The sequence below is a fragment of the Stenotrophomonas sp. YJH_SMC_32 genome (assembly GCF_059369975.1).
The window spans coordinates 117,641-134,572 of the sequence record NZ_JCAFTE010000001.1 but is presented as its reverse complement, the minus strand read 5'-3'; the positions used below and the strand labels follow the sequence as shown (position 1 = coordinate 134,572).

16 protein-coding genes are annotated in these 16,932 nt (G+C 68.1%); 10 read left to right on the top strand and 6 right to left on the bottom strand.

Features of this window, described 5'->3' with window-relative positions; all coding sequences use genetic code 11:
* Nucleotides 1-264 precede the first annotated feature (264 nt).
* The 6 genes from AC5P7S_RS00615 to AC5P7S_RS00590 all read left to right on the top strand — a co-directional run bounded on the left by AC5P7S_RS00615 (nt 265) and on the right by AC5P7S_RS00590 (nt 7,594).
* The gene (locus tag AC5P7S_RS00615) at nt 265-1,419 is read left to right on the top strand and encodes an SIS domain-containing protein (protein WP_005420100.1); all 1,155 of its coding nucleotides are present in this window, start codon (nt 265-267) and stop codon (nt 1,417-1,419) included.
* On the top strand, nt 1,412-2,350 hold the full coding sequence (locus AC5P7S_RS00610) for an ROK family protein (protein WP_053496824.1): 939 nt from the start codon (nt 1,412-1,414) through the stop codon (nt 2,348-2,350). The genes AC5P7S_RS00615 and AC5P7S_RS00610 overlap by 8 nt, the downstream gene beginning before the upstream one ends.
* Before the next feature lie 16 nt (nt 2,351-2,366).
* On the top strand, nt 2,367-3,701 hold the full coding sequence (locus AC5P7S_RS00605; RefSeq protein WP_095378213.1) for a D-tagatose-bisphosphate aldolase, class II, non-catalytic subunit: 1,335 nt from the start codon (nt 2,367-2,369) through the stop codon (nt 3,699-3,701).
* 33 nt (nt 3,702-3,734) lie between these two features.
* Complete coding sequence (locus AC5P7S_RS00600; protein WP_005420109.1) at nt 3,735-4,511, top strand: DeoR family transcriptional regulator; 777 nt, start codon at nt 3,735-3,737, stop codon at nt 4,509-4,511.
* Nucleotides 4,508-5,623 (top strand): N-acetylglucosamine-6-phosphate deacetylase, encoded by a 1,116-nt coding sequence (nagA, locus tag AC5P7S_RS00595; RefSeq protein ID WP_095378214.1) that lies wholly within the window; start codon nt 4,508-4,510, stop codon nt 5,621-5,623. Before AC5P7S_RS00600 ends, nagA begins: the two co-directional genes overlap by 4 nt.
* Before the next feature lie 192 nt (nt 5,624-5,815).
* Nucleotides 5,816-7,594: an MFS transporter gene (locus tag AC5P7S_RS00590; RefSeq protein ID WP_095378215.1), complete on the top strand. Its 1,779-nt coding sequence runs from the start codon at nt 5,816-5,818 to the stop codon at nt 7,592-7,594.
* Between the two features lie 52 nt (nt 7,595-7,646).
* Here AC5P7S_RS00590 and AC5P7S_RS00585 read toward each other — a convergent pair whose 3' ends face one another.
* From AC5P7S_RS00585 to AC5P7S_RS00560, 6 genes are all read right to left on the bottom strand, one after another.
* Nucleotides 7,647-8,075, bottom strand: coding sequence for a SecDF P1 head subdomain-containing protein (locus AC5P7S_RS00585; protein ID WP_050562723.1), 429 nt, complete (start codon nt 8,073-8,075; stop codon nt 7,647-7,649).
* Between the two features lie 38 nt (nt 8,076-8,113).
* Nucleotides 8,114-8,665 carry an HdeD family acid-resistance protein gene (locus tag AC5P7S_RS00580; protein ID WP_049400854.1) on the bottom strand — a complete coding sequence of 184 codons (552 nt, stop codon included), beginning with the start codon at nt 8,663-8,665 and terminating at the stop codon, nt 8,114-8,116.
* Between the two features lie 58 nt (nt 8,666-8,723).
* Nucleotides 8,724-9,413: a ComF family protein gene (locus tag AC5P7S_RS00575; RefSeq protein ID WP_095378216.1), complete on the bottom strand. Its 690-nt coding sequence runs from the start codon at nt 9,411-9,413 to the stop codon at nt 8,724-8,726.
* Between the two features lie 89 nt (nt 9,414-9,502).
* Nucleotides 9,503-10,672: an L-dopachrome tautomerase-related protein gene (locus tag AC5P7S_RS00570; RefSeq protein ID WP_095378257.1), complete on the bottom strand. Its 1,170-nt coding sequence runs from the start codon at nt 10,670-10,672 to the stop codon at nt 9,503-9,505.
* Nucleotides 10,673-10,817: 145 nt separating this feature from the next.
* Entirely contained in the window at nt 10,818-12,143 is a 1,326-nt protein-coding gene (locus AC5P7S_RS00565; RefSeq protein ID WP_095378217.1) for a chloride channel protein, read from the bottom strand.
* A gap of 371 nt (nt 12,144-12,514) precedes the next feature.
* A complete protein-coding gene (locus AC5P7S_RS00560) occupies nt 12,515-12,823 on the bottom strand; it encodes a hypothetical protein (RefSeq protein WP_095378218.1) in 309 nt (102 codons plus the stop codon).
* A gap of 159 nt (nt 12,824-12,982) precedes the next feature.
* Between AC5P7S_RS00560 and bioB the strand changes: the two genes are divergently transcribed.
* The 4 genes from bioB (at nt 12,983) to AC5P7S_RS00540 (ending at nt 16,924) form a co-directional block, all read left to right on the top strand.
* Nucleotides 12,983-14,026, top strand: a complete 1,044-nt coding sequence (bioB, locus tag AC5P7S_RS00555) for a biotin synthase BioB (protein ID WP_005420125.1) — start codon at nt 12,983-12,985, stop codon at nt 14,024-14,026.
* Between the two features lie 67 nt (nt 14,027-14,093).
* Nucleotides 14,094-15,317, top strand: coding sequence for an 8-amino-7-oxononanoate synthase (gene bioF, locus AC5P7S_RS00550; protein WP_069138788.1), 1,224 nt, complete (start codon nt 14,094-14,096; stop codon nt 15,315-15,317).
* Between the two features lie 18 nt (nt 15,318-15,335).
* Entirely contained in the window at nt 15,336-16,115 is a 780-nt protein-coding gene (gene bioH / locus AC5P7S_RS00545; protein ID WP_065177890.1) for a pimeloyl-ACP methyl ester esterase BioH, read from the top strand.
* Nucleotides 16,116-16,144: 29 nt separating this feature from the next.
* Nucleotides 16,145-16,924 (top strand): SDR family oxidoreductase, encoded by a 780-nt coding sequence (locus AC5P7S_RS00540; RefSeq protein WP_095378219.1) that lies wholly within the window; start codon nt 16,145-16,147, stop codon nt 16,922-16,924.
* Nucleotides 16,925-16,932 lie beyond the last annotated feature (8 nt).

The window sequence follows — 16,932 nt, the reverse complement described above, 5'->3', positions numbered from 1 at the left end:
GCGATTCGAAAGATGTCAACAAATTGAAAGGAAAAAGGAAGATATATTCCATTGAAACGAAAGTTGTTGCGTCGCAATACTTTGTGTAAGCGCTTGCAGTCGCCTGTTAAGCATTGTGCGATACGGCATTTGACCCGTCCTTTCGTTTTCATGGTCATTCCGCGACTGGGAAAGCCACTCGGCCATTTTCTTTCTTTTTACTTTCGATGTTTGACATTTCGAAAGAAAACACAGATGGTGCGCTGGCCCAACTGGAACCTCCGAATGGACGTCACCCTGCTTTCCGATGTGTCCGCCTGGCAGCGCCTTGGCGGAGCCGATACCGCAATCGAAATCGCCCAGCAGCCTGCGCTGTGGGAAGCACTCGCACAGGACCTGTCGCGTGCCCGCGACCGCCTGCAGGCCTTCCTCGGCGACAGCCTCAACGATCCCAACCAGCGCGTGCTGTTCACCGGCGCCGGCAGTTCCGGCTTCATCGCCGAGATGGTGGCCGACGCGATCAACGCACAGTGGGCGGCCGAGGTGCGCGTGGTGCACACCACCAGCCTGCTGACCCACCCGGCGCTGTACCTGCAGCGTGACCGCCCGACCCTGCTGGTGTCGTTCGGCCGCAGTGGCTCCAGCCCGGAAAGCGTGGCAGCGGTGGATCGCGTGCGCAGCGACGTGGACGACGCGCGCTTCCTCGACATCACCTGCAACGCCGATGGCGAACTGGCCCGCCGTGGCGCCGGCCGTGGCGATACGTGCACCCTGCTGATGCCATCGGCCAGCTGCGACCGTGCCTTCGCCATGACCAGCAGCCTGACCTGCATGCTGCTGGCGGCACTGACGGTGTTTGATCGCTCGCCGTGGGATGCGCGCGTGGCGCGCCTGAAGCAGATCGCCGCGCTGGCCCGCGAAGGGCAGGCGCAGTGGGACGCACCAGTGGCAACGCTTGCGCAGCGCCCGTTCAACCGCGTGATCTACCTTGGCAGCGGCCCGCTGGAAGCGCTGGCCCGCGAGTGTGCACTGAAGGTGCTGGAGCTGACCGCTGGCCGCGTTCTGGCGCTGGCCAACACGCCACTGGGCTTCCGTCACGGTCCCAAGTCGACGCTGGATGGCAACACCCTGGTGGTGGTGCTGCGCAGCGTGCAGCCGCTCGCGCGCCGCTACGAGCAGGACCTGCTGGACGAACTGCGCCGCGATGGCGTGGCCGGGCAGGTGCTGGCGATCGGTCCACATTCGGACATCGGCGCCGATGACGATTACACCCTCACCGTACCGGCGCTGGACGATCCGTGGCTGGCACCGGTGTGGCTGGGCTTCGCGCAGCTGTTCGCGCTGCAGCGCTCGGCCGCGCTGGGACTGACCCCGGACAACCCGTTCCCGGACGGCACCGTCAACCGCGTCGTCAAGGGCGTCACCATCCACCATGGCTGAGCTGATCGCCCACGCCTGCTATGGCATCGACATCGGCGGCACCAAGATCGAGCTGGTGGCGTGCGATGCGGCGATGCAGGTCACCTGGCGCCGCCGCGTGGCCACGCCGCAGGGCGACTACGATGGTTTCCTGCAGGCCGTGGTGACGCTGGTGGCCGAGGCCGACGCCGCGCTGGGCCGGAATGATGCGGCCATCGGCATTGCCCTGCCCGGCGTGCGTGACCGCCGCAGCGGCCGCCAGCTCAGCGCGAACGTGCCCGCACTGACCGGTCAATGCGTGGCGCAGGATCTGCAGGCGCGGCTGCAACGCTCGCTGCATTTCGGCAATGACCTGCAGTGCTTTGCCCTGTCGGAAGCGCACGGCGGCGCCGCCGATGGCTACCCCAGCATGTTCGGCGCCATCCTCGGCACCGGTGCCGGCGGTGGCTTCTGCCTGCAGGGCCGGCTGCTGTCCGGCTTCAACGGCCTGGCCGGCGAATGGGGCCACTGGAGCGTGCCCGGCCATCTGCTGCAGCGCCATGGCCTGCCGCTGCTGGACTGCGGCTGCGGCCTGCAGGGCTGCGTTGAGCGCTATGTGTCCGGCAGCGGATTGGCCATGATCGAGCGCCACCTCGGAGGCAGCGCCGTCGACGCCAGTGCGGTGATCACGCTGGCCGAAACCGGCGATGCCCGCGCGCGCAAGGCGCTGGACATCCATCGTGACCTGCTCGGCCACAGCCTGGCCGCGCTGGTGCTGGCACTGGACCCGCACGTGATCGTGCTCGGCGGCGGACTCTCGCAGTACGCGCCGCTGTACCAGCAGCTGCCGGCCGCCATCGCCACCCATCTGTTCAATGGCGTGCAGGTCCCGCCGATCGTGCCGCCACGGTTCGGCGATGCCGGTGGCGCACGTGGTGCCGCCCTGCTCGCCTGCCAACCCTCGTTTTCCTGATCTCCGGAGCCTGACCATGTCCCCGTTGCAGACCCTGCTTGCTTCCCACCGCGCCGGCGCCAACGTCGGCCTGTACAGCGTCTGCTGCAGCAACGAGCAGGTGCTGCGCGCGGCCATGCACGTCGCCCTGGCGCATGGCACCGTGCTGCTGATCGAGGCCACCTCCAACCAGGTCGACCAGTTCGGCGGCTACACCGGCATGACCCCGCCGCAGTACCGCGACTACGTGGGCACGCTGGCCGATGAAGAAGGCTTCCCGCGCGAGCGGCTGATGCTGGGCGGCGACCACCTCGGCCCGAATGCCTGGCAGAAGCGCCCGGCGGCCGAAGCGATGACCCACGCGCGCGTGCTGATCGAAGCCTACGTCGCCGCCGGTTTCCACAAGATCCATCTGGATTGCAGCATGTCCTGCGCCGATGATCCGGTGCCGCTGCCCGATGCCATCGTCGCTGCGCGCTCGGCCGAGCTGGCCGAAATCGCCGAACGCACCGCCGCCGAACATGGCCTGCCGCCGCCGGTCTACGTGATCGGTACCGAAGTGCCGATTCCCGGAGGCGAAGCCTCGCTGGCCGAGGGCCTGCAGGTGACCACGCCGGCCGCCGCCGCGCAGACCCTGGCCATCCACCGGCAGGCCTTCGATACCTCGCAGCTGCGCGATGCGTGGCAGCGTGTGATCGCGATGGTGGTGCAGCCGGGCGTGGACTTCGACCACAGCAGCGTGCACGAGTACGACGCCGCGGCTGCCAGTACGCTGGCCGATTTCCTCGAACAGCAGCCACGCATCGTGTTCGAAGCGCACTCCACCGACTACCAGCGCGAGAGCGGCCTGCACGCGCTGGTGCGCGACCACTTCGCCATCCTCAAGGTCGGGCCCGCGGCCACCTTCGCCTACCGCGAAGCGCTGTTCGCGCTGGCCGCGATCGAGGCCGAACTGCTGCCGGCGGCACAGTGCTCGCGCCTGCCGCAGGTGCTGGACGAGGTGATGGTGGCGCAGCCGAAGTACTGGCAGTCCTACTACCAGGGCGATGACGCCGCGCTGCGCCTGCTGCGCAGCTACTCCTTCAGCGACCGCTGCCGTTACTACTGGGGCGAGCCCGCGCTGGTGCAGGCGGTGCAGACCCTGTTCGCCAACCTGGAACAGCACGCGCCGCCACTGGTGCTGCTCAGCCAGTACCTGCCGGAGCAGTACCGCGCCGTGCGTGAGGGCACGCTGGCCAACACCCCCACCGCGCTGGTGCAGCACCGCATCGGCCTGTGCCTGGGCGAGTACGCGCGCGCCTGCAGCGCCAACCAGGCCGGAACCCGCACGCAGAACGCAGGTTCGGCTGCCGCAGTTGCTGCGAACGGCTAATCTCTACCTTTCCCCGCGAAACCGAGAATGGCCATGCGCAACACCCGCTCCCGCCGGCAACAGATCCTGCAGCTGCTGATCGAGCACGGCTCGGTGCAGGTGGCCGATCTGGTCGAGCGTTTCGGCGTGTCGGCGGTGACCATCCGTGCCGACCTGACCCACTTCGAGTCGCAGGGGCTGGCCAACCGCACCCACGGCGGCGCCACCCTGGTGCGCACGCCGCCGCAGGAACAGGACATCCATGAGAAGGACGCGCTGAACCTGCCGTTGAAGGAATCGATCGGTGCGCGCGCTGCGCGCCTGGTGCAGCCGGGCGACAACATCATCATCGATTCCGGCTCGACCACGATGACGCTGGCCCGCCACCTGCGCGCGCATCGCGACGTGACGGTGATGACCAATGGCCTGAACATCGCCTGGGAACTGGCCAATGCCGCAGGCATCACCGTGCTGCTGACCGGTGGCCTGCTGCGCCAGCAGTCGCTGTCGCTGCAGGGCAGCCAGGCCGAGGCCAGCCTCAACTCGTACAGCTTCGACACCCTGTTCCTTGGCGTGGATGGCCTGGACCTGCAGTTCGGCCTGACCACCCACGACGAGGCCGAAGCCCGCCTCAACCACCGCATGGTCGAGCGCGCGCGCCGCATCGTGGTGCTGACCGACGCCTCCAAGTTCGGCCGTGTCAGCCTGCACCGCATCGCCCGCCTCGACCAGATCCACGCCATCATCACCGACGCCGGCATCGACGAGGCAACCCGCGAAGGGCTGCAGCGGCTGGGTATCGAAGTGATCATTGCCGAGCCTCCCGCATGACCGACATCCGTTCCCTGCATGGCCGCATCCTCACCCCGCTGGGCTGGCGGCGTGGCCAGGTACACTTCGATTCACACGTGCGCCAGCTGCAGGTGGATGACCACAGTGGTGCTGACGACCTGCAGCTGCCGGTCATCCTGCCCGGCTTCATCGACCTGCATGTGCACGGCGCGGCCGGGGTGGACCTGATGCAGGGCGGCGACGTGGCGCGCACCATCGCGCGCACCCATCTGCGCTTCGGTACCACCACGCTGCTGGCAACCACCATGACCGCCGGCCTGGATGAGATCGAGCACGCGCTGCAGGGCGTGGCTGCGACGATGGCGGCGCCCGATGCCGACGCCGCCAGCATCGTCGGCGTGCATCTGGAAGGACCGTTCATCAGCCCGCAGCGGCTCGGTGCACAGCCCAACCGTACGATCGAGGCGACGCTGGCGCTGGTGCAGCAACTGCACGCACTGGCGCCGATCCGGGTGATGACGCTGGCACCGGAAATCGGCGATCACACCGCACTGATTCCCGCGCTTTCGGCGATGGGCATCCGCGTGCAGCTCGGCCACAGCGCCGGCACCTACGAGGAAGGCGTAGCCGCGCTGCAGGCCGGCGCCTCCGGCTTCACCCATCTGTTCAATGGCATGACCGGTGTCGACCATTACCGACCCGGCATCGCCGCAGCGGCGCTGGCGCATGCACAGTACGCCGAGATCATTCCCGACCTGCAGCACATCCATCCCGGCGTGATCCGCCTGGCCGCGCGCGCGATCCCGCGCCTGTATGCGGTGACCGACGCGACGGCCGCCACCGGCATGCCCGACGGCGAGTACGCGCTGGGCGAGCAGCGCGTGCACAAGTGCGGCGGCTGCGTGCGCCTGGCGACCGGTTCACTGGCCGGCAGCGCGCTGACCATGGACCAGGCGCTGCGCAACCTGGTGCGCGTCGGCCTGGAGCTGGCCGACGCCTCGCAACGTGTTTCCACCTTCCCGGCCGACTATCTGGGCCTGGGCGATCGCGGCCGCATTGCGCCCGACGCCCGCGCCGACCTGGTGGTACTGGACACCGAACTGCGCCTGCGGCAGGTGGTCATTGGTGGGCGCGTGATCGATCTGACCTGACGCAAGCGATGCGGCCCGGATGCCGCGCGGGCTCCCTGTAGAGCCGAGCCATGCTCGGCTCACCGCACGAAGCGCGGCATGGGGAACCTCGATATCGGAACGGAAAGCAGCCGAGCATGGCTCGGCTCTACAGAATGCACTCTGCGACGAACCGCCGCCTGGCCTGGCCCGGCGCTACCACAGGAACTGCCGATGACTGCAAGCACCGCTCCGCGCTGGCCCGTACGTTACCTGCTCTTCATCGGCGGCCTCGGTGGACTGCTGTACGGCATCGACATCGGCATCATCGCCGGCGCCTTGCCCTATCTTGAAGCCACCGCCAGCCACGCCTGGCAGCTCAGCAGCCAGCAGCTCGGCTTCGTGGTGGCCGCGGTACTGCTGGGCAGCGTGCTGTCCTCGCTGTTCGCCGGCATGATCGCCGACCTGATCGGCCGCCGCGGCGCGATGCTGCTGGCCGGCCTGCTGTTCACCGCCTCGATTCCGATCATGGCACTGGCCTCCGGTTACACGCCGCTGCTGCTGGGCCGCCTGCTGCAGGGCATCAGTGGCGGTTTGATCGGTGTAGTGATTCCGCTGTACCTGGCTGAAGTGCTCAGCCCCGAGCGACGCGGGCGCGGCGCGGCGATGTTCCAGCTGCTGCTGACCATCGGCCTGGTGCTGGCCGCGCTGATCGGGCTGTACCACGCACATGCGGTGGATGCCGCCGCCGAGACCGTGCGCTCGCTGCCGCTGGCACAGCAGGCGCAGGAGCTGTTCACGGTGAAGGACCACGCCTGGCGCACCATCTTCTGGACCTGCCTGGCGCCGGGCCTGCTGTTCTGCGCCGGCATCTTCTGGCTGTCCGAATCACCACGCTGGCTGGTGCGCCGGGGCCGCATCGATGAAGCCCGCCGCAGCCTGCAGCGCGTACTGCCCGCTGCCGATGTGGAGCCCACCCTTGCGCAGATCCAGGCGCCGGAATCGAGCAGCAGCGACAGCAAGCGCGACCCGCTGCTCAGCCGCCGCTACGTGGTGCCGTTCCTGCTCGCCTGCGTGGTGCTGGCCTGCACCCAGGCCACCGGCATCAACTCGGTGCTGGCCTACGCGGTGAACATCCTCAACCAGGCCGGCCTGTCCGGTTCAGTGGCCAACGGCGCCGACGTGGCGATCAAGCTGCTGAATGCGGTGATGACCGTGGTCGCGTTGCTGCTGGTCGACCGCAAGGGCCGCAAGTTCCTGCTGATGCTCGGCAGCGGTGGTATCTGCGTGGCCCTGCTGGCCGCGGCCACGCTGTTCTTCCAGGCCGAGCGCGGTCGCGCTGATGTGCAGCCGCAGTTGCAGGCGGCGGTCAACGGCGATGGCCTGCAGCTGGTGCTGGATGAAGCCCAGTGGCAGCGCCTCGGTGCTGGCATCGACAGCGAGGGCCGGCCGCTGCAGCTGACCGTGTCGTACGCCTACGGCGACTTCACCAATGTGCGCGCCGTGCGCAGCGACAACCTGATTGATCGCGAACTGCGTATCGACCGCACCGGCACCGTACAGCCAGACAGCGTGATCGGCGCATTCTTCCGCACGCTGCATCTGAACCCGTTCGCCGACCCGGCCAGTGCCGCGCAGGCGCCGCTGCGCATTGAACAGGCGCGCATCGGCCCGGTGCCGCCACCGGCACACGGCTGGGCCGTGGCCGCCTGCATCCTGGTGTTCGTCGCGTTCTTCGCGGTCGGCCCCGGCGTGTGCGTGTGGCTGGCACTGTCGGAGCTGATGCCGAACCGCATCCGTTCCAATGGCATGAGCATCGCGCTGCTGATCAACCAGTTCGTGTCGACCACCATCGCCGCCATCTTCCTGCCCACGGTGGGCCACTACGGCTACGCCAGCATGTTCGTGTTCTGGGCGGCGTGCACCTTCGTGTTCTTCTTGGTAGCCGCGTTCTGGCTGCCGGAGACCAAGGGCAAGTCGCTGGAGGAGATCGAGGCACGGTTCGCCCGGTAGCGGTCGACCTTGGTCGACCTCCGCGCGTAACGCGGTGGTGTTGGCGCGCCCGTCACTGACCGGTGATGTGCTTCGCCAACGCCTGTGCCTCGGCAATGCTCGGCAGCCCGCTCAGCATCATCGATTCACCGAACGGGCCTTTCACCGTCGCCACCATCAGCACGCGGCCGTCCACGCTGAGCGCCGCGCGCTGGCCCACCAGTGCTGCCGTGCCATCGTGGATGCGCTGGTGCGCTTCGGGTCGATAGCGGATCTGCAGGCCAGGTTGCTTGTCCTGATCCAGCACGTAGCGCACATCGGCAATGTCGGCGCTGCCGGCGATCGGCGGCTCGCGCAGGGCCAGGGTTTCGCCCTGCCACTGCGCCTGCCTGCCCTTGCCGTCCGCATCGACCGCGCTCAGGCGTACATCCACACCCACGCGCGGTACGTGTCCCTCGACCGCCTGCACCGCGGGCGTGGCACCCGGCGTGCATCCGGCCATGGCCAGTGCCGCGCCCAGCAACAACGCAAGCACCGTTCTCACTTCAGCTTCCGCAGCTTGAACGCCACCAGCACCTGCAGCAGGCCGTACAGCAGGCTGCCAATGCCGATCCACAGCGTGGTCACCGCCACGCCCGCGTACGGGTTGGCCGCGAACAGCAGGCCCAGCACCACCGCCAGCACGCCGCTGAGAATCAGCAGCCACTCACCCTGGATCTGCTTGCGCACGCGGATCGCGAACACGATGCGATAGATGCCGGCCACCAGCAGCCACGCCGCCAGGAACAGCACCAGCACGCTGGCCGTGGCCAGCGGATTGATGACCGCCAGGATGCCGAAACCCAGCGAGGCGATGGCATACAGTGCCAGCCAGCCACGCGACGCGCCGCTGCCGCCGCTGACCAGTGCGAACAGGCTGATGACGCCTTCAACGATGGCCATCACGCCCAGCGTCCACGCCAATGCCATGGCGGCGGACAGCGGCCAGCCGATGGCGATGATGCCGAAGCCCAGCGCAACCAGCCCATACAGCAGCAGGATCCACCAGCTGCGACCCACCGCCGACAACAAGGGAGACAAGGGGGAATTCATGGCTACTCCTTCAGTCCAGTACCGGCCTCATCCTAGCCCCCGGCGATGAAGAGAGCGATCACGGCACGCGCGCGCAGACCCACACGCGCACTTCTTCTGCGCCTGTGCAGCGCAGTGTCTCGGCGATTTCCACCACCGTGCTGCCGGTAGTCATCACGTCGTCGACCACGGTCAGGCGCGTGGGCACCGGCCCATCGACATCGAACGCATCGAACAGGTTTTCCCTGCGTTGCTCGGCCGTTCGTTCGGACTGCGGTGCGGTATGCCGCCGCCGGTACAGCCCATGCCAGACCGGCAACGGCAGCAGCCGGCACAGCTCGGCGGCCTGGTTGTAGCCGCGTTGGCGCAGGCGGCGGCGGTGCAGGGGTACCGGCGCCAGTGGTGGGCATGACCAGGCGGGCGGTGCCCGCTGCATCAACTGCGCCAGCAGGCGGCCAGCCGCCAGGTCCTGATGGAACTTGTAGCGCACCAACAGTTGGTCCACTGGCGGCAGGTACAACAGGCTGGCATGGGTGGCCGTCTGCGGTGGCGCTTCCTCGCGGCAGCTGCCGCAGACGATCAGGGCGGCGTCCGGCAGCGGCAGCGCGCAACGCAGGCAGGCGCGGCCGGCCCAGGGTAGTTCGGCGAGGCAGGCGCGGCATAGGTCAAGGCCATCATGGCCTGGGTCGTCACAGACCAGGCAGCGCAATGGCAGCAGCAGGCGAAGCACGGCCTGCAGGCTCCAGGCGGCGGGGGTAAAGGCAGGCATACGTTGCAGCGTGAGCACCTCGATGGCGCGATGCCATCGGCGGTGTTCCCAGTGGGCCGTAGGAACTTTCACCGCTCTACCGGATCACTTCATCTCGTGGGCGCCGGCGCGGCATCCACCCGCGTGCGGTACACCATGTACGGCGCCTGCCGCCGATCAACGCCGCCATTGAATCCGGCTTGGCGGTGCAGCTGGTTGGCGGTGAAGTACAGATAGCCGTCCGGCCCCATCGACAACGTATCCGGCCACAGGATGCGCGGGTCGTGAACCACGGTCGTCCATCGCCCTTGCGCGTCGCGGGCATGGATCGCGTTGTGCTCGTAGTCGCTGGCATACAACCGCCCGTTGGCGTCCATCTCCATGCCATCGGAGGCGCCCTTGTCGCCGTGGTCGACCACTGCGGCCGCCAGTTCCGCTTCACTCACCTTCGGATCGCGCAGCAGCGCGGTCGGCGCGCTGTACAGATGACGGCTGGACAAGGGCGTGTAGAACAGCGTGGCGCCATCGGGCGACAGGGCGATGCCATCGGCGGCCACGGTGAACGGCTGGGTCGAACCATCCGCGTTGCGCAGCCGCATCTGCTGCCCTTCCACGATCGGTACGAAGGTCGGGTCGGCTGACGTGGACACATGCCCGATCAGGCGCTTGGTGGCGCTACCGGTAGCGAGGTCGATCACGATGATGCCACCGATACCGCTCAGCGACGAGTCGGTCACGTCGGCCACGCCCTCGCGGCCGACCCGGAAGTCGAAGCGCACATTGTTGACGTAGGTGCGCGCGTCGATGACGTTGGCCGGGAACACCAGTGTCCTGGCCACGGTATTGGTAGCCAGATCGATCGCCACCAGCTTGGCGCCACCGGCCTGCGGTGCGGAGAATGCGGGCGCTGCAGTGTCCAACACCCACAGCCGGCCCTGGCCATCGGCCACCACGCTCTGCACGCTGATGAAGTGTGCAGCCGGGTCGGCTCCGTCCGCGCTGTTGATGCGCGCATCCGGATAGGGAACGGCGCGGCCGTCGCGCCATTCGGCCACGCTGCAGCTCACGTCATCGCCCCAGCGCGGGAAGTTGACGAAGATGCGCCCGGTTTCAGATACCGCCACGCTGGTGGGCATGGCACCCTCGAAACGCGCCACCGGTTCGAGGGTACCGATGCTGCGCTCGCTGGGCAGCATGGGCGCGCCGGACATCGCCAGCGCGGGGGAACTGGCCAGGGCCAGGACGGCAGCCGCCAGGCTGCGGATACGACAGTTAATCATGTTGCTCTCGATGCGGGTCCGGGTGCAGCCCCGGCGTGGACGCATCTTCTGCGGCGCACGCGGCATCGGGTAGACGGTGCAGCGCGGAATCAGCTTCACTACAGGAGTGAAGATTCGAGATGATTGGTTCTGTTGATCAAGGCAATCAGTGAGGCCTGTCAGCTGGCTCTGCTTTCGGCACCATCAACAGCTCCGCCAACCCACGATAGATCGGCACCCGGCACACCAGCCCGGACACGCCGCGCGCGATCAGCACCGTGGCCAGGATCGGCAGGAGCAGATCACCACTGTCGGTCAGCTCCAGCGAGATCACCGCCGAGGTCAGCGGGGCCTGGGTGACGCCGGTCAGGTAGGCACACATGCCCAGCAGCACGAACGCACGCGGATCCACGCCCGGCATCAACATCGCCAGGTTATGCCCAAGACCGGCACCGACCGCCAGCGCCGGCGAGAACAGGCCGCCGGGGATGCCCGCCACGTAGGACGCCAGATTCGCCAGCAGCTTCATCAGACCGAACTCGTGGCCCACCATCGCCTGCCCCTGCACGAGGCTGCGCGCCTGTTCGTAGCCGGTGCCGAATGCGCCTTCTCCGAACGCCAGGGCCAGCAGCACCACCACCAGCCCGCAGCCTGCGGCCAGCAACACGGGATGCCGCTGCCGCAGTTGCCCGAGCCAACGGGGGCGGCCCGCCGCACTGGCCAACACCGCGCGCGCGAACAATCCGCCCAGCAATCCGGCCACTGCGCCGCACAGCAGGATCGCCAGCCAGCCCTGGCCGAGCGGCAGGCGCGCGCTCACATGGCCGAAATAGGTGTAGTTGCCCAACAGACCGAGCGATACCACGCCACCGACGATCACTGCGGTCAACAGGGTACCGGAGAAGCGATGTTCGAAACGGCCACTGAGCTCCTCGATGGCGAACACGATGCCGGCCAGCGGTGTATTGAATGCCGCGGCGATGCCCGCTGCACCACCCGCCAGCAGGAAGTGCGAGAGTTCGCGCGGATCCTTGAAGCCGAACCAGCGGCCGAACAGGTACATCAGGCTGGCACCCACATGCACGGTCGGGCCCTCGCGACCAACGGACGCGCCACCGAGCAGGGACAGCGAGGTCAGCAGCAGCTTGCCCGCCGAGACCGCGGGCGACAGGTTGGTCTTGCGGAAGGACTCGTCCGACCTGTCCAGTGCGGCAATGACCTGCGGAATGCCACTGCCGCGGGTGGGTTTGAGCGCACCCGCGGTCAGCCAGGCCAGCAACGCGAAGATGCCGGGTGTGAGCAGCAGGGCCCACCACGGCGAGTGCGCGGTGATGCGCTGGAACAGATGGAAGGCCGCGTCGCTGGCCTTGGCAAACAGGATGGCCACCAGCGCTACGGCCACAGCACCGCCCCAGAGCGCGGCACGGCGGCGCCAGGCCTCACTGAGAACCAGCGCGGTGATGCGGCCGCGGAGGCGATTGAGATCGGTCATGCAGGACAGTCTGGATGCGGCGGGTGCGAGCGGACAGCGGCTACTGTGGCTGAAGGCCTTGCAGGATGCGGTGAAATGCCCCGATACGGGTCGTCCCGACTGCCTGCCCCGTGCGTACATCGCTGGACGCGCAGGCGCTCCCGCCACCGGCGCTTTTGCACCCCGCACTTCCAGTACGCCGCGCGCGACCCGTTCGCGCACACGCTGGGCGTAGAAGGCATCGGCAATGCCGGGGTGGCGCTGCGGGTCCAGCGGACATCGCCTTCCCCTCGATGCAGGCGATGTTTCGGAACTGTCCGTCGCAGTGGGAACGCAGTTGCGCATCGATCCGGGCGATTGCCTTCGTCGGTCAGCGCGGCGGTGCTTTGCCGCTACTGGTCGGTGAGAGGGACATCGCTGTCAGGACCTTCGTCCGTATCACGCAGGCAACCGTTTATCGCCAACAAGCGAACCAAGACATAGTGACCGAATGCTTCAAGTTCCTCCTTCGGCAGCATCGCCGGATCGAGCTCCCCCGCCGCGTAGTCCTTGAAGGTCACGAAGGTGTGATTCTTCCACTGCCCCGGCGCATCGGCCTGACGCAGATCATCCAGCACCACGCGCAGGCCGCCGTCAGGAAGTGCGGCCAGGCTGCACAGCACCGCGTCGCGGCGGATCGGATAGGTCTGGTAGCTGTTCATGGCATGTACTCGCGCGTCCGTATGCAGCAATGAACTTACACCGTAGCGCCCATTCATGGCGGCCGCTCAATGTAAACTTTTCTATATAGAATTTGGTTGACAGCACTCACCCACCCACCCACACTGCCGCCCTCGCTCCACTCGTACCCAAGGTCCGCCATGGCTGCTGCCATCCGCCACGACTGGCAACACGACGAACTGCAGGCCCTGTTCGACCTGCCGTTGCCCGAGCTGCTGTTCCGCGCCGCGGCGGTCCACCGTGAGCACTTCGACCCGGCGCAGGTGCAGGTCTCCACGCTGCTGTCGGTGAAGACCGGAGGCTGCCCGGAAGACTGCGCGTACTGCCCTCAGGCGCAGCGCTACAGCACCGGGGTGAACGCGCAGAAGCTGATGGACACCGATGCGGTGCTGGCCAAGGCCCGCCAGGCCAAGGCCGCCGGTGCGTCGCGTTTTTGCATGGGTGCCGCGTGGCGATCACCGAAGGACCGCGACATCCCGAAGGTAGCGGCGATGATCGCCGGGGTGAAGGCGCTGGGCCTGGAGACCTGCGCCACGCTGGGCATGCTCAGTGGCGAACAGGCACGCGCGCTGAAGGACGCCGGCCTGGACTACTACAACCACAACCTCGACACCGCACCGGACTACTACGATTCGATCATCCACACGCGCCAGTACCAGGACCGCCTGGACACGCTGGAGCACGTGCGCGAGGCCGGCCTGAAGACCTGCTGCGGCGGCATTGTCGGCATGGGCGAGACGCGCGCGCAGCGCGTTGGCCTGCTGCTGGCGCTGGCCACGCTGCCGGCGCATCCCGATTCGGTGCCGATCAACAGGCTGGTGCAGGTGGCGGGCACCCCGCTGCATGGCAGTGCCGAGCTGGACCCGTTCGAGTTCGTGCGCATGATCGCGGTGGCACGCATCGCCATGCCGCGCTCGATGGTGCGGCTGTCGGCCGGGCGCGAAGCCATGAGTGACGAACTGCAGGCGCTGTGCTTCCTGGCCGGTGCCAATTCGATCTTCTACGGCGACAAGCTGCTGACCACCGGCAACCCGGAGAGTGAGCGCGACCTGGCCCTGTTTGCCCGGCTGGGACTGCAACCGATGGCGGTGCAGGTGGATGCCGAGGGCCACGATCACGGCGGTACAGTGCACGCCGACATCAGCGCCGATGCGCCCGGCTGCGGCTGCGCTCACGCGGCCTGAGACGGGGTACAAGCAGGCGTCGCGGCAACGCGCTACCCTAGCCGCCCCGTCGCCGCATTCAGCCGCCATGGCCCGCCCCGACCTGACCGCCCGCCTCCACGCCCAGCGCGCCCTGCGCGATGCCCAAGGCCGTCGCCGCACGCGGCGCACGGTCAACCGTCGTGATGGCGTCCGCCTGGAAGTGGACGGCCAGTGGCTGACCGGCTTCTGCAGCAATGATTACCTGGGCCTGGCCCAGCAGTTCAGCGTGGTCAACGCGCTGCAGGATGCCGCTGCACGCGAAGGCGCCGGCGCCGGTGCATCGCATCTGGTCTGCGGCCACCACGCCCTGCATGACGCGCTGGAGCGCGAAGTGGCGGAGTGGCTGGGCTACCCGCGCGCGCTGCTGTTCGGTAGTGGCTTCGCCGCCAACCTGGCCGTGCAGCAGGCACTGCTGAGCGAAGAGAGTGATGTCTGCGTGCAGGACAAGCTCAACCACGCCAGCCTCTTGGATGCGACGCGGCTGGCCGGTGCGCGCCTGCGCCGTTATCCGCACCTTGATGCCGAAGGCGCGATGCGCCAGCTCAAGCACGCGCCCGACGGCGCGGCGATGCTGGCCACCGATGGTGTCTTCAGCATGGATGGCGACATCGCACCGCTGCGTGCATTGTCGCTTGTGGCACGCCTGCAGCAAGCGCTGTTCTATGTGGACGATGCGCACGGCGTAGGCGTGGTCGGTGACGGCCGTGGTGCCGTGGCCGCCGCCGGGCTGGGCGTGGACGATGTGCCGCTGCAGCTGGTCACGCTGGGCAAGGCACTGGGCGGTTCCGGCGCGCTGGTGCTGGGCCGCGACGATCTGGTCGAGCACCTGGCTGAAACCGCACGCCCCTACATCTACACCACGGCGATGCCGCCACCGCTGGCCGCCGCTGCACTGGAAGCGGTGCGCCTGGCACGCCGTGACAACTGGCGCCGCTCGAAACTGACCGACCTGATCGCGCTGTTCCGCAGCGAGGCACGCCGCCATGGCCTGGACCTGATGGCTTCGGAAACGCCGATCCAACCGCTGCTGTGTGGTGACGATCACCGCGCCGTGGCGATGTCCAAGGCACTGGAGCAGGCTGGTTGGCTGGTCGGCGCGATCCGTCCGCCCACGGTGCCCGAAGGCAAGGCGCGCCTGCGTGTGACCCTGTCCGCCCTGCACACGCCGGAACAGGTGCGTGGCCTGGTGGCCGCGATCGCCAGCGCGCGCGATCGCGTGGATCTGGCGGTACGTGACGCCGCGCCACCGCCATTGCCTGTCTTTGCCTGAGCCTGCTGTCGTTTTCCCATGCATATCGACGTCACCGGCCAGGGGCCGGACCTGGTACTGATCCATGGCTGGGCCCTGCAGGGCGGTGTGTTCGCACCCTTGGTGCAGCGCCTGGCCGACCGGTTCACCCTGCATCTGGTTGATCTGCCGGGCCATGGCCACAGCCGCGAAGACACCACGCCGTTGCGCCTGCCGTTCGTGGTGAACGCCATTGCCGCGGCCACACCGCCGGCGGTGTGGTGCGGCTGGTCACTGGGCGGCCTGTTCGCACTGCACGCCGCCGCAACGCTTCCGAAAGTGCGCGGGCTGGCGATGATCGCGGCCACGCCGCGCTTCGTGCGCGGCCACGACTGGCCGCATGCGGTGGAGCCGGCGGTGTTCGAGCAGTTCGGGCGCGAGCTGGCGACCGATTTCGGTGGCACCCTGGAACGCTTCCTGGCGCTGGATGTGATGGGCTCGGCGCACGCCCGCGAGGAGCTGCGCACGCTGCGCCAACGCCTGGTTGAGCGCGGCGCGCCCACCGAACGGGCCCTGCTGGAAGGCCTGCGCCTGCTGGAAAGCACCGACCTGCGCGGCGCATTGCCAACACTGGGTAAACCCAGCCTGTGGATCGCCGGCCAGCGCGACCGGCTGGTGTCTCCGGCGGCGATGCAGGCCGCTGCGGCATTGGCCCCGGGTGCGCAGGCGCTGACCATCGCCCATGGCGGCCACGCGCCCTTCCTCGGCCATGCCGACGAGGTGGCCAGCGCCCTGCAACACTTCGTTGCCGGCCTGTCACCGGCCGATGGCGGACAATGAGCGCCTTCCTCATTCCACGGGATTGACGCATGGATCTGGGTATCAACGGCCGCTGGGCACTGGTCTGCGGCGCAAGCAAGGGCTTGGGCCTGGGCTGCGCGCGTGCGCTGGTGCGCGAGGGCGTCAACGTGGTGATCGTGGCCCGTGGCGAGGCTGCACTGCAGGTCGCTGCCGAAGAGCTGCGTGCACTGCCCGGTGCCGCTGAGGTGCGCGCGGTCGCCGCCGACATCACCACCGACGCCGGTGTTGCCGCGGCGCTGGCCGCGTGCCCGCAGGTGGACATCCTGGTCACCAATGCCGGTGGCCCGCCGCCAGGCGACTTCCGCACTTTCGAGCGCGACGACTGGATCGCCGCGCTCGACGCCAACATGCTGGCGCCGATCGCGCTGATCCGCGCCACCGTGGACGCGATGATTGCGCGTGGCTTCGGCCGCATCGTCAACATCACCTCGTCGGCGGTGAAAGCGCCGATCGACATCCTGGCGCTGTCCAACGGTGCACGCAGCGGCCTGACCGGTTTCGTCGCCGGCCTGTCGCGCCGCACCGTCGCGCACAACGTCACGATCAACAACCTGCTGCCCGGCCAGTTCGACACCGACCGCCTGCGCGCCAACTTCGCCCACACTGCGGGCAAGGACGGCGATGCCGGCGAAGTGGCCGAACGCCGCCGCCAGCAGATTCCCGCTGGCCGCTTCGGCACAGCGGACGAGTTCGGCGCCGCCTGCGCCTTCCTGTGCAGCGCACACACCGGTTACCTCACCGGGCAGAACCTGCTGATCGACGGCGGCGCATACCCCGGTACGTTCTAAGAGACTTT